The organism is Agrobacterium sp. T29, assembly GCF_006970545.1.
GTDB lineage: Bacteria > Pseudomonadota > Alphaproteobacteria > Rhizobiales > Rhizobiaceae > Agrobacterium > Agrobacterium leguminum.
On sequence record NZ_CP040642.1, the window covers coordinates 145859 to 159214 of the forward strand.

13 protein-coding genes are annotated in these 13356 nt (G+C 54.3%); 9 read left to right on the forward strand and 4 right to left on the reverse strand.

The genetic code is table 11. The annotated features are described in order from the left end of the window. Positions 1–87: 87 nt before the first annotated feature. The 8 genes from FGF54_RS25765 to FGF54_RS25800 all read left to right on the forward strand — a co-directional run bounded on the left by FGF54_RS25765 (position 88) and on the right by FGF54_RS25800 (position 7710). Positions 88–795, forward strand: a complete 708-nt coding sequence (locus tag FGF54_RS25765; protein WP_142781750.1) for a 3-oxoacid CoA-transferase subunit A — start codon at positions 88–90, stop codon at positions 793–795. Further along, entirely contained in the window at positions 792–1487 is a 696-nt protein-coding gene (locus FGF54_RS25770; protein ID WP_142781751.1) for a CoA transferase subunit B, read from the forward strand. The genes FGF54_RS25765 and FGF54_RS25770 overlap by 4 nt, the downstream gene beginning before the upstream one ends. 9 nt (positions 1488–1496) lie before the next feature. Then, positions 1497–2702: a 3-oxoadipyl-CoA thiolase gene (pcaF, locus tag FGF54_RS25775; protein WP_142781752.1), complete on the forward strand. Its 1206-nt coding sequence runs from the start codon at positions 1497–1499 to the stop codon at positions 2700–2702. A gap of 625 nt (positions 2703–3327) precedes the next feature. Continuing rightward, positions 3328–4143 carry an ABC transporter ATP-binding protein gene (locus FGF54_RS25780; protein ID WP_142781753.1) on the forward strand — a complete coding sequence of 272 codons (816 nt, stop codon included), beginning with the start codon at positions 3328–3330 and terminating at the stop codon, positions 4141–4143. Position 4144: 1 nt separating this feature from the next. Beyond that, the gene (locus FGF54_RS25785; protein WP_142781754.1) at positions 4145–4918 is read left to right on the forward strand and encodes an ABC transporter permease; all 774 of its coding nucleotides are present in this window, start codon (positions 4145–4147) and stop codon (positions 4916–4918) included. Continuing rightward, positions 4822–5682 carry an ABC transporter permease gene (locus FGF54_RS25790; protein WP_371734042.1) on the forward strand — a complete coding sequence of 287 codons (861 nt, stop codon included), beginning with the start codon at positions 4822–4824 and terminating at the stop codon, positions 5680–5682. The genes FGF54_RS25785 and FGF54_RS25790 overlap by 97 nt, the downstream gene beginning before the upstream one ends. A gap of 55 nt (positions 5683–5737) precedes the next feature. Further along, complete coding sequence (locus FGF54_RS25795) at positions 5738–6694, forward strand: ABC transporter substrate-binding protein (protein WP_168208268.1); 957 nt, start codon at positions 5738–5740, stop codon at positions 6692–6694. Positions 6695–6843: 149 nt separating this feature from the next. Then, positions 6844–7710, forward strand: coding sequence for an IclR family transcriptional regulator (locus FGF54_RS25800; protein WP_142781756.1), 867 nt, complete (start codon positions 6844–6846; stop codon positions 7708–7710). Positions 7711–7955: 245 nt separating this feature from the next. Here the strand turns inward: FGF54_RS25800 and FGF54_RS25805 are convergent, their stop codons facing one another. The 4 genes from FGF54_RS25805 to FGF54_RS25820 all read right to left on the reverse strand — a co-directional run bounded on the left by FGF54_RS25805 (position 7956) and on the right by FGF54_RS25820 (position 12203). Next, entirely contained in the window at positions 7956–9464 is a 1509-nt protein-coding gene (locus FGF54_RS25805; RefSeq protein ID WP_142781757.1) for a tripartite tricarboxylate transporter permease, read from the reverse strand. A gap of 11 nt (positions 9465–9475) precedes the next feature. After that, positions 9476–9943: a tripartite tricarboxylate transporter TctB family protein gene (locus tag FGF54_RS25810; RefSeq protein WP_142781758.1), complete on the reverse strand. Its 468-nt coding sequence runs from the start codon at positions 9941–9943 to the stop codon at positions 9476–9478. A 94-nt stretch (positions 9944–10037) separates the two neighbouring features. Then, a complete protein-coding gene (locus FGF54_RS25815) occupies positions 10038–11222 on the reverse strand; it encodes a CaiB/BaiF CoA-transferase family protein (protein ID WP_142781759.1) in 1185 nt (394 codons plus the stop codon). 216 nt (positions 11223–11438) lie between these two features. Further along, positions 11439–12203, reverse strand: a complete 765-nt coding sequence (locus FGF54_RS25820) for an RraA family protein (protein ID WP_142781760.1) — start codon at positions 12201–12203, stop codon at positions 11439–11441. Between the two features lie 212 nt (positions 12204–12415). On the opposite strand from FGF54_RS25820, the gene FGF54_RS25825 reads away from it, so the two are divergent. After that, entirely contained in the window at positions 12416–13351 is a 936-nt protein-coding gene (locus FGF54_RS25825; RefSeq protein ID WP_142781761.1) for a tripartite tricarboxylate transporter substrate binding protein, read from the forward strand. Positions 13352–13356 lie beyond the last annotated feature (5 nt).

Here is a 13356-nt window from a genome sequence, read left to right on the forward strand (position 1 = left end):
AATTTCTTGCCGTCGAGCCGGTTTCCCGCTTTATTTGTCGTACAGGCGGCCAGCGGGTTTCATGGCATGGCTGGATGGAGGTTTTAAATGGACAAAACAATCAAAAGCGCGGCTGAGGCTGTGTCGGGCATCGGTGACGGCGCGACGGTGATGATCGGTGGATTTGGCGGCTCCGGCGCGCCTATCGAACTCATCCACGCGCTGATCGATAAAGGACCTAAGAACCTGACGGTCATCAACAACAATGCGGGCAACGGCCGTATCGGCATCGCTGCGATGATCGACGCAGGCATGGTCAAAAAGATGATCTGCTCGTTTCCGCGCTCGTCCGACCCCCGCGCCTTCACAGACAAATATCTGGCTGGTGAAATCGAACTGGAGCTTGTGCCGCAGGGCACGCTTGCCGAGCGTATCCGTGCCGGTGGCGCAGGCATTCCGGCGTTTTATACGCCAACGGCCTTCGGCACCGAGCTTGCAAACGGCAAACCGATCGCCGAATTCGAAGGCCGGTCTTACGTGCAGGAGCGCTGGCTGAAGGCCGATTTCGCCATCGTCAAGGCCGAGGTCGGCGACACCTATGGCAACCTGACCTACAACAAGGCAGGCCGCAATTTTAATCCGCTGATGTGCATGGCGGCCGCGACCACCATCGCGCAGGTCTCAAAGATCGTCGCTGCCGGTGAGATCGATCCCGAACATGTCGTCACCCCCGGTATTTTCGTCAATAGCGTCGTGGAAATCGCCGATCCGCAGCAGGAAGAAGAACTTATTCGCGCGGGAGTAGCCTACGCATGACCCAGACAATAGACACCCGCGAAGACATCAAGCTGTCCAATGCCCAGATCGCATGGCGCGCGGCGCAGGACATCGAAGATGGCGCTTACGTAAACCTCGGCATAGGCTTTCCCGAAATGGTTGCCCGTTACCAGCCTCCTGGCCGCCAGGCTATCTTTCACACCGAAAACGGCATCCTGAATTTCGGCGAAGCGCCGCCAGAGGGCGAAGAGGACTGGAACCTCATCAACGCCGGCAAGAAAGCCGTGACGCTGAAGCCCGGCGCCTCTTTCTTCCACCATGCAGACAGCTTCGCCATGGTACGTGGTGGGCATCTGGATGTGGCGATCCTCGGCGCCTATCAGGTGGCGCAGAACGGTGATCTCGCCAATTGGCGCGTTGGCTCCAAGGGCGTGCCTGCCGTCGGCGGCGCGATGGATCTGGTCCACGGCGCCAAGCAGGTTTTCGTCATCACCGAGCATGTCACCAAGAACGGCGAGCCGAAACTGGTAGAAAAATGCGCTTTTCCACTGACGGGCGTCGGCTGCATTACCCGCATCTACACCAGCCACGCGGTGATCGACGTTGTGAACGGGCATTTCGTATTGCGCGAAAAGCTTGCCGACATGACCTTCGATGAATTGCAGGCCCTGACCGGTGCGAAACTCCACATCGAAGGCCCCGTTGCCGATCTGACAGCTCCCGAACTCTGAGGTATAGATATGACTGAAGTATTCATCTGCGATTACATCCGCACGCCCATCGGCCGTTTCGGTGGTGCACTTTCTTCTGTTCGGGCCGACGATCTCGGCGCAATCCCACTCAAAGCCTTGATCGAACGCAACAATTCCGTCGATTGGGAAGCAGTTGATGACGTGATCTTCGGCTGCGCCAATCAGGCCGGCGAAGACAACCGAAACGTCGCGCGTATGTCCTTGCTACTTGCAGGGCTGCCCGTTTCGGTGACGGGAACGACGATCAACCGGTTGTGCGGATCAGGCATGGATGCCGTCATTACGGCAGCCCGCGCCATCAAGTCGGGCGAGGCGGAATTGATGATCGCCGGTGGCGTGGAAAGCATGAGCCGCGCGCCCTTCGTTCTGCCGAAAGCGGAAAGCGCCTTTTCGCGCAATGCCGAGATCTATGACACCACCATCGGCTGGCGTTTCGTCAACCCGCTGATGAAGGCGCAATATGGCGTCGATTCCATGCCTGAGACGGGTGACAACGTTGCTGCTGATTATCAGGTGTCCCGTGAAGATCAGGATGCTTTTGCCGTTCGCAGTCAGCAAAAGGCGGCTGAGGCACAGGCGAATGGCCGTCTCGACAAGGAGATCGTGTCGGTAACGATCCCGCAACGCAAGGGCGATCCATTGGTCGTCTCGAAGGACGAACATCCGCGCACAACAAGCCTCGAATCGCTCACAAAGCTCAAGCCGGTGAACAAACGTGATGGCGCAACGGTGACGGCGGGCAATGCTTCCGGCGTCAATGATGGCGCTGGGGCCCTGGTCATCGCTTCGGCGGAAGCAGCCAAGAAATATGGCCTGACACCGATTGCTCGTATCCTTGGGGGTGCGACGGCTGGCGTACCACCGCGCGTCATGGGCATCGGCCCCGCCCCTGCTTCGCAGAAGCTGCTGGCTCGATTGGGCTGGAGGCAGGAAGACCTCGACGTCATCGAACTGAACGAGGCGTTTGCATCCCAAGGCCTTGCCACGCTGCGCCAGCTCGGCGTAGCGGACGATGATCCACGCGCAAACATCAATGGCGGTGCAATCGCGCTGGGTCATCCACTCGGCATGAGCGGAGCCCGCATTGCCGGTAGTGCCGCGCTGGAACTGGCTTTATCAGGAAAGAACAAAGCGCTCGCGACAATGTGCATCGGGGTTGGTCAGGGCATCGCGGTTGGCCTGGAAAGGGTCTGAAGCAGGCAACAAATCCGGTTGTAGCGACATTTTTACCGCGAGTTCGTCTAAACGAACCCCGGAATATGAATTAGATATGCCTTGATTAAGAGCGCCATGGATCCGTCGGGGATACATGGCGCTCTTTTTGTATCCATATCCATGATCATGCTTTCCGAAAGATGATCCCGGATTGGTTGGGGGGCATAAACTGCCGTTACATCCATTATATGGAAAACGGCCTACACGGATACTTCAAGGCCATCTCTGTTTTTGATGAAGTCCATTTCGATACGAAATGACGCGGCTCTCCTGTAATTTTTTTGCCCGTTGAATATGCATCGGGCGCACCAAATAGGCATTTGATGCTAAACATTTGATCATAAAAGAGTTTTTCAAAAAATATGAACGCACATCCATTGACCCCTTCCTTTTCAGCGGGTACGAATATTCAGCAATAATGAAGCAATTCATTTTTACTGAAATCTCTCCACTTCACGCATCACTGAACTGATCTGCGGGCGCGCTGCGGCGCGTCGCGAATTGGCGCAGTGCGCAATGGAGCGGAATGGCTGTCAGGATCTGGTATGCGGCTGGATGACATCTTGCACCACGACCGTCCTGCGGAATGAAATTGAGGTCAACGATGGTAAACAAAATTGCGGCCGCGCCGCTTCGGGCACCCTTCACAAGAGAGGAGCAGGCACCTCTAGTACGTCTCCTCGATGTCAATCTTTCGCTCGGAGGTCCTCCGATATTGAAAGATATCAGACTGGATCTTACACCCGGAGAATTCGTGTGCGTGATTGGTCCATCGGGGTGTGGAAAGACGACTCTGCTCCGTTTACTTGCCGGACTTTTCCAGCCTTCCGATGGGCGAATATTTTTCAATGGCAAAGAACTGAAAGGGCCAACCCAGGATATCTCAGTTGTTTTTCAGGACTACGGCAAAGCGCTTCTCCCTTGGCGTACAGCGGCTGGCAACGTCTCTCTCGCTTTGGAGGCTGCGCGCTTACCGAAGGCGGAACGCGGCCCGATCATTGCGGATCTTCTAAGAAAGACGGGGCTTGAGCGACATGCTGACAAATACCCCGGACAGATGTCTGGCGGCATGCAACAACGCTTGCAAATTGCCCGATGCCTGGCACAAAATCCCAGTCTGCTTCTTATGGATGAACCCTTCGGTGCCCTTGACGCGATGACACGCCAAGGCCTCCAGGACGAATTGCTTGAAATTCTGGCAGCAACCGGAGCAACGGCTTTCTTCGTCACTCATGATCTTGAGGAGGCAATTTATCTGTCAGACCGGGTCGTGGGGCTTCTTCCGCATCCCGGCAGGGTTGCTGAAGTGTTCGAGGTAGACCTTCCGCGTCCTCGGCATCAGCTTGAAACGCGAGAGTCACCGGAGTTTCTACGCCTGAGGCGAGAATTGACACGCTTCATAACTGCGGCGGAGGCATAAGATGTTTCACCGTTATGCCAGCCTCATGAAAGGGCTCGCGCTTCCCATAATACTTCTGGGTATTGCCGAGGTGTGGGCAATCGCAGTTCATACAGACAGTTACACTCTCGCTCCGCCAAGCCGCATTCTTGTGGCAGGCCTGCGTGCTTTCAGCGATGGCTCCATGATGACTGCCACATGGCAAACATTAGGGTCCGTCCTGACGGGCTTCGCCCTGGGCGGCCTTATTGGCGTGTCACTAGGCCTGATTTTTGGTCTGCAAAGGCCAATGGATCAACTCGCAGAGCTTCCTGTCGAAGTATTCCGAGCAATGCCATCAATCGCGCTCCTGCCCGTCTGGATGGTCATTTATGGACTGGGATACAAGATGGAGGTTGCGGTCATAACCTTTTCGACGATCTGGCCGAACATGGTCATGACACGCGCTGCCGTTCGCGGAGTTACGCCACGCCTGCTGGAAGTTTCCCGTGTTCTCGGATTGTCCTTCGGGCAACAAATCTGGAAGGTCGTATTACCGGCGGTTTTTCCAGGAGTTTTCGTTGCCTTGCGCCTTACACTCGGATTTTCACTGGTCATCGGCATAACCGTGGAGATTGTAGCCAATCCTCAGGGCCTTGGATCCGCCATCATGCTGGCTCGCGAAGCTATGGATCCAGGGCTTATGCTGGCTATTCTCGTATGGACAGGGGTCATTGGCGTTTCTTTCAACATTGCCATGAACCTTCTGAAAAAACACGTCTTTCAGAGACTTCTCTCACAAGGAACCCCGGCATGAGTACCGTTCGGCTGTTTTGGTATCTTGCGAGTGCGTTGCTCGGTGTCTTCCTCATTATCCTCTGGGACCGGGCCTTCAATGCACGCCTGATTTCTCCGGTTTTTGTGCCCTCGCCCGCGCAGGCATTTTACGCTCTGATAGACGGCTGGCAGACCGGCGATCTCGCATTTCTGTTTCGCGCAACACTTATGCGGATGATCTATGGCTGGTTGCTGGCTTCTGTCGTCGGCGTTTTCCTGGGCGCGTTGATCGGAAGCTCCCGATGGATGCAGGATTATCTCGGAACGACATTGGAAATGTTGCGCCCCCTGCCCGCCTCTGCGGTCATTCCTGTCGCGATCGCACTGTTTGGACTGAGTGACACCATGGTTCTGGCAGTGGTCGCTTTCGGCGCCCTGTGGCCGGTCCTGCTGGCGACCGTGCATGGTTTTCAACGGGTGGAACCCAGATTGTTCGAGGTGGCGCGCGTCTTCAACATGTCACGGCTGGAATTCGCATGGAAAATCGCTTTACCGGGCGCCTTGCCGGAAATCCTGTCCGGGGCACGCCTCAGCCTTACAGCTTCACTTGCAATGGCGATTGCCGGAGAAATGTTGGTTGGCGTCGATGGCGTGGGGCAATGGATGCTGGCTGCCGGCCGCTCGTTCCGATCAGCAGAAATTTTTGCCGGTCTGATACTTCTCGCACTGATCGGGATCACCAGTTCGATCCTTCTGGATCTCTTCGACCGGTGGATACTGAAGTGGCGACGCCTGCAACACTGATGTCGCACGAATGTCATTCCAAACCTTTCCCAAGCTTTATAAAAGGAGCAAAAACATGGTCTTAAAAGTCACCCGTCGCTCAGCGCTGGCTTTGGCAGGAGCGGCATTCGGCGCCCTCTCGACACCTGCTATCCTGCGTGCACAGACATCATTCAAAGTTCGTATCGGCTACAATACCGCAGTGGATTTCGTCGGCACGTTTCTTGCCGAGGACCAGGGCATTTTCAAAAAACACGGCGTTAGCGTCGAACTGAGTCCGGTCGGCCCGACGGCAATGGTGCCAGCGGTGGCAACCAACTCGGTCGATATGGTGACCTTGAGTTGTTTGCCGACCATACAGGCAATTGACGCCGGGTTACCGCTGACCATCCTTGCAGGCGCACAGGTTCTGCCTTCGACAGGCAATATCGGTATGATGGCAAGGGCCGGCGCAGGACTGAAGGAACCGTCAGACCTTTTCGGACGCCGCCTCGCTGTGCCTGCGCTGAACAATATCATGCTTTATATGTTCAACTACTGGTTCTCGCAAAAAGGACTGGATTACAAAAAGCTGAAATGGGTCGAGGCGCCTGCGGTCAATTATCGCGATATGATGAAGCGCGGAGAAATAGATGCGGCACTGGTGTTCGATCCATACTACCAGATGATGAAAAATGACGGCACAGCAGTAGACTTCATCAATTTCTACGAAAATGCCCCGGCAGGCGTTGTTGTTGGCGGATATCAGGCCAATGCCGAATGGGCAAAAGGCAATCCGGAAGCCGTCGCGGCATTCCGCGCAGCTTTGGAGGAGGGGACGGCAATAGCGCTGAAGGATAACGTTGCGGCCCGGACCTCCATTTCGAAATGGACCAAAATGGCGCCAGAAATCGTGGAGACCATCAAGGTGCCAAACCTCCTGCCACGGATCACACCTTCGAACCTCACTTACATCATGGACGTGATGCGCCAGCAAAATCTGCTGAAAACAGATATCACTGCCGAAAAGGTAATCTTGCGCTGGCCCGTGTAAGTCACAATCTTAAGCCGCACTAAATAAGAGGTGGCTGCAAAAATGACAGCGCCGGATGATCCGGCGCTGTTGTCGTTTACCTAAAGCCATGGCACTGGAATGACGTGGGCACGGACGTTTTGTTGGTGTGGTGAAACAGGGAGCGCAGGTTGGGCGAATACACGGAAGCTCTTGACATCAAAGCAAACGGCAGGGCCAAACCGAAGGGCATCAATTCGGTACTGAATGGTTTCCGTCTATTGCAGGCGCTTGTTGACAGCGGCGGAGCAATGGGGCTGACGGAACTTTCTCAACAGGCAGGGCTTTCCCCGGCCCAGGCACACGCCTATCTCATCAGTCTCAAGCATGTCGATGTCGTTGAACAGGACGAAACAACCGGCCGATACCAACTGGGCCAATTTGCGCTTGTGCTTGGACTTGCAAGACTGCGATCGATCGAACCGCTGGAGCAGATTTTCCGTCGCGCCTCGCATCTCGCATTTGAAACAAATTACATGATAATTGTTTCCGTTTTCGCTACGAGTAGCCCTGTTGTCGTGCGTGTTTTCAACCCGCCACGGCATTATCTGGTCGCAAGCCGCGTCGGCCACGTACCATCGATGGTTGAGACCTGTACCGGGCGCGTATTCGCCGCCTATCTTCCCCAAAGGGAAACAGAAGGCCTTCTTGCCGCCGAGTTCAACGCGCTCAGGGAGCAAGGCTTTCCTACAAGCTACACTCCGTCCTCCCTGAACCAGGAGATCAATGCGATCCGCCTTCGAGGCTACGGCATAGCAACCGGAACGCCCAACAAGTATCTCACCAGTCTCTCCGCACCCGTCTTCAACAGTTTCGGGCAACTGGAATGTGTTCTGACACTGACGGCTGCCGGAAAGAAAATCTCTGTCGCGCCCGAAAGTGTCGATGTGAAAACCCTTTGTGATATGGCGCGCAGCCTGTCGGAAGAATTGGGCTATCAGCACCAACAGTTCAGTTCACAGCATCGTGGCAAGCCGTTTGCCGATGTGGGCGAGTAACCTATTTTCGATCGTCGATCCAAAAATCGGTATCGAATTCCTTTAGCAACGCCGAGTAAGATCGGTTCTAGTCCTGCAAATCTGAAGTTCGCCACCGCATTCTAATATGCAGAACGAACTTCAGATTTATAGGTAAGTAAGACAGTATCTGATTTTGGCTGATGTGCGGACTTGAAATTGCGCTCTCCACCGAACTGCTTGGGGATACCATTTCAAATCCGCTAAACATCTCTAGACGATATGCACTAAACAGCTTCTTCCTCGAACGCGACCTTGCGGGTGGCGCGGACGCTCGGCAACGCCATACTGATGAGAAGGGCTGCACAAATGCCGAGAAGGATGGCACTGATTGGACGTGTGACGAACACACTCAGGTTTCCGTCCGACAGGAGAAGCGCACGTCTCAAATACTCCTCCATCATCGGCCCCAGAATGAAACCGAGCAAAAGAGGTGCAGGTTCACACTTCAACTTGCTGAGTATATATCCAACGATCCCGAATATGGACATGAGGTAAATGTCGAAGGTGGAGTTGCCCAAACTGAAAACACCCACGACGCAGAAAAGCAGAATAGCCGGGAAAAGCATGGTGTAAGGGATCATGATCATTCTCACCCAGAGGCCAACCAGCGGCAGGTTAAGGATGAGAAGCATCGCATTACCGATCCACATCGATGCGATCAGCCCCCAGAAGAGCACGGGCTGTTCATTCATGATGCCAGGACCAGGCTGGATTCCCTGAATGATCATGGCGCCGATCATCAATGCCATTACCGGGTTGGAGGGCAGACCCAGGGTCAGCATGGGCACGAAGGACATTTGTGCGCCAGCATTATTGGCTGCTTCCGGCCCCGCGACACCGGCAAGAGCTCCTTTGCCGAAATCCTGCGGTCGGCGAGAGACTTTTTTCTCCAGAGAGTAAGAAGCGAATGAAGACAGAAGCGCGCCGCCGCCTGGCAGGATACCCAGAATGGAGCCAAGAAGCGTGCCACGGGTCATCGGCGCAATCATCATGCGCAACTCTTTCATCGTGGGCATGAGACTGCCGATCTTCTCGGTGGTCTTGGTCCGTTTGTGCGCTTCTTCAAGATTGGCGATGATGTCACCAACACCAAAGAAGCCCATCGCCACGATCACGAAATCGATGCCATCGAAAAGGTCCGCGCTGCCGAATGTGAAGCGCTGGACACCAGATGTCACGTCAGTTCCGACAAGACCTAATAACAGACCAAGCACGATCATGCCCAGTGCATGCAGGAGTGAGCCATGGGCAAGGATGATCGACGCGATCAGACCGAGCGCCATCAACGAAAAGTAATCCGCAGGACCGAAGCTTAGCGCCAGCTTGCTGAGCGGAGGCGCGAAAATAGCCAGCAGAAACGTAGCAATCGTACCGGCAAAACAGGAAGCAATGGCAGCGGTTGCCAGTGCCAGGCCAGCCTTACCTTTTCGGGCAAGCTGGTAACCGTCCAGCGCAGTCACGACAGATGATGCTTCACCCGGCAGATTGACGAGGATTGCCGTGGTGGACCCGCCATATTGTGAACCATAATAGATCCCGGCCAGCATGATAAGAGACGTTTCTGCCGGCAGACCGAAGGTCAATGGCAGGAGCATCGAAATAGTGGCGAGTGGACCAAGGCCTGGCAGTACACCAACCGCTGTTCCCAAAAATACGCCTATGAAGCAGTAAAGCAGATTGATGGGTGCCGCCGCGCTGGCGAAGCCCATGGCAAGGTTGCTGATTGCGTCCATAATCATTCACCTCATTCGAAAAGTGTGCCGAAGAGCGGAATAGGCATCTTCAACAATACGATGAATAGCAGGATGGATACGGCCACGAGACCGCAGATGAAGGCTATATAACCGGGCGTCCATCGAACTTCGCGACTGCCCGACGCTGATATGACAAGAAGAAGCGGAAGAGCAATGAGACTACCCAGATGCGTCAGCGTCCAGCCTGTTATGAATATGGCGAGCGATACGATTCCGAGTGATCGCAGCGCAATCGGCTCGACGAGCTCATCCGGCTTCGGTCTGAGTACCGACCTTACAAATGCTATTAGACCGATGATCAGCAGCAGTATTCCAAGGACGACGGGAAAGTAACCTGGCCCCATCGAGGAAAGCTGGCCCATTCCGAAATTCATTCCCTGTTGAATGACAAGAGAAGCAAATCCCATAAAGATTATGCCTATCCAGAACTCACGATTTTTAAGGACAATGTTGCTCATTGTTTTCCCCTTTTATAGTATTGATTTGGCTTGCAGCATTCTCGCTTGCGGCTACTCCCAGTAGGCCGGATGCTACCTGTCTATAAGCAATTTTCTAAATGACGCCCTCCTTTGCCAGACCTTCTATTTCATCGGTCGAGTAACCAAGAGAACTCAGTACATCGCTATTGTGCTGCCCCATTTCGGGAGGCGGTGTTGTTGCAGCTGCGCCGCCATGTTTGTACTGAAAAGCCGCGACAGGAACTTGGTAAGCCTTATCGAGGCCGAAGTCTGGAGGAAATGTCTGAAGAAGGCCGCGTTTGGCAAGCTGTGGATCGGCCAGAGCCTCCTCCATGGTCCGGACGCGACCAGCCGGTATATGCCTTTCCTCCAGATAATCCTCCCATTCCTGCGCACTGCGCTGCTTCATGAGTTGCGTCAACAACTCAGTTTCCCGCTTGCGGTCTGCCAGACGCTCGTCATTATTATTCTTGACCATCTCCGGATAACCAAGCGCAATCCAGAGGCGCTTCTGCTGTCTCAGATTAGCCGCGCCCAGCATGAGTGCCCCATCTGCTGTTTCATAACAACCGAGCGTGGCAAACGGGAAATCGTTTCCGATCGGCCTTGGAACGAGACCGGTTACCGAATGAGCCGTAATATGGGAACTCATCAGCATCAGTGTTGCGTCGAGCATCGCCAGGTCTATGTGCTGCCCAAGGCCATCACGCTCGCGCTTGTAAAGTGCGCTGGCAATCGCGAAAGCAGCCATGGCGCCGGTACCGTAATCGATGACGGGAGCACCCACTTTCATCGGGGCCGTCTCCGGTGTTCCTGTCATTGCCATAAGCCCCGAACTGGCCGCAAAGACATTGTCATAGCCCGTCTGCCAGCCCCGCGGCCCCTTCTGGCCAAAAGCCGAGATGGAGCAATAAACGAGACGCGGATTCAGGGCGCTGAGATCGTCGTAGCCCAGACCAAGGCCAGATAACGCACCAGGACGAAAATTCTCGACGAAAACATCGGCTTCCGAAACCAGTTTGCGCAGGATTTCACGGCCCGTTTCGTGTTTAATGTTCAAAGTCAATGAGCGTTTGTTGGCAGCCTGTGACAGGAACATCGTTCCCATCTGTCTGTGGGTCAGCGGAATGTCCGGTCCCTGGATACGGACCTGATCGGGTTCTGTTGGATTTTCCACCTTCAGAACATCCGCACCCAGCACTGCCAACTGGTACGTTGCGAACGGGCCGGCAAGCACATGCGTAAAGTCGATGACCTTTATGTTTTCGAAAGGTTGCATTTAATGTTGCCGGTTGCCCGGCCTCCTCCCTTAGTGAAATGAACGCCGTTTACTAGTGGCCTGATCGTGACAGTCGCTACCATTTGCTGCACGGTCGAGGACAAATGTCACGATCATGAAAACCACTAGCAAGTATATGATTCTAGTGGAGTTTTTAAGTTTGACATTAGATATCGAGGGCGCGGCAAGTGTGAATCAAATGTCAAATTCATGCCACTAGGCACCCCTTGCCTTTTCCCCATATGAAGAGTTGATCAATTCGTAGATGGGAACACCGTCATCAATGGCCTGGCAACGGATGCTTTCCGCTTCGGATTTTTTCTGGGCCAGAACGAGAACGTCTTCGAGACGTTCTCTGGGCACGAAACAAACGCCGGTTTCGTCGGCCAGTACGAGATCGCCCGGCTCGACACGAACATCCACAATCTGTACGGGTCCGTTTATCTCAACCGTTTCTATGCGCCATTTTCCGGTGACCGGCGTAAACTCGCTCGCCCAAAGAGGGTAACCTATCTCACGCGAATGAGCGAGATCACGGATCGCGCCGCTTACGACGGCGCCTATTTCTCCCTGCCTCAACCCCGTTTGCGCAGAAATACCCCCCATATTCGAGATATTCGGCACACCCTGAATAACGAGGACATCACCGGGCAAGGCAAGATTGTGAGCCTCGAACTCGGCCATCTTGTTCACCTTGTTTTTGGCACCGTTGAGCGGATCAACACGCTGGACGATATTACGCAACGTCAGGGCTGGGCCAACAATCCGCGCACCAGATATAGTCGGTTTCAACACATGGCTGCCGATGACCCCGTGCGGGATACCAAGCTCATCCATTACATCCGATACGATACCGACCGGATCGCCCAGAGCTTTGAAGCCCTCGATCACCGCTGCTGAAATACGCGGCACTTCCATCATGCGAATACGTTCTGCCGCAATTCTGCCCGTAAGCCTTTTCGATTGAATTTGCTGCTCCATCTCACCCTCCATCATTCACAGAACATATGATTAAAGTCGAGCCATCGCCAATTATAGCTAAATATGGCTGTAAACGTCGATTTTCACTTGAATTATATTCACACAAGTGATTGCATGTTTTTGTTGCGTGCGCAACAAGATTCAGCGCTGATCTGGTTGCTTGGGAGAAACCACAGGGCAACAAAGCGAACATTGAAAAAGGGGAAGTCAAAATGAAAACTATCTTCGTTGCAATTGGCATTGCGTTGGCTGCGTCAACAGCATTCGCCGCTGACCTGAAAATCATCGTTCCGTATTCGGCCGGCGGCCCGACGGATTCGGTCGTACGCGTCCTTGCTCCCGCACTACAGGCGGAACTCGGCAGAACGGTCATTGTAGACAACCGTCCAGGCGCCAGCGGCATGATCGGAATGAAAGCCGCTGCCACGTCCGCGGCAGATGGAAACACGGTGGTCGTGGGTACTCAGGGCCAGGTTCTGACTGCGCTTATACAGAAAAGCGTCATCACTTATGACACCCTGAAGGATTTCAAAACGGTAGCCCTGATCGGCGAGACACCGTCCGTTCTGGTCGTCAGCAAAAAACTGGACGTCAAAACGATCGACGATCTGGGGAAGATCGCCAAGGAAAAAACCCTACACTATGCGTCTTCCGGCGTCGGAAACTCTCCTCATCTTGCCGGGGAAATGATGAATAGTGAACTCGGAGTGAAAATGGTGCATGTTCCTTATGCGGGCGCGGCACCGGCCATCGTTGATCTCGTGGCTGGCAATGTGGACTTGATGGTTGCGGATATCGCTGCGGTCATTGGTCCGATCAAGGCTGGTGATATTAAACCTGTCGCGATTCTTGCTCCGGAGCGCTCACCTTCGTTGCCGGATATCCAGACAGCAAGCGAACAGGGTCACGCCGGTCTTTACACAGGCGGATACTATTACGTCACCGCGCCGAACGGTATCTCCGATGCAGATCGCGGAAAGCTCGAGACTGCAATCATCAAGGTCGCCAAAGAACCGGCCATCGCTGAAAAGCTTAAAACTTCGGGTGTGGGTGCGCCGGGAACGGGTGCCGCCATGGACAAAATTCTGGCTGACGAATTCGCAAAATGGGGTCCAATCGTTCAGAAGCTCGACATCAAGATAAAGTAAGATAC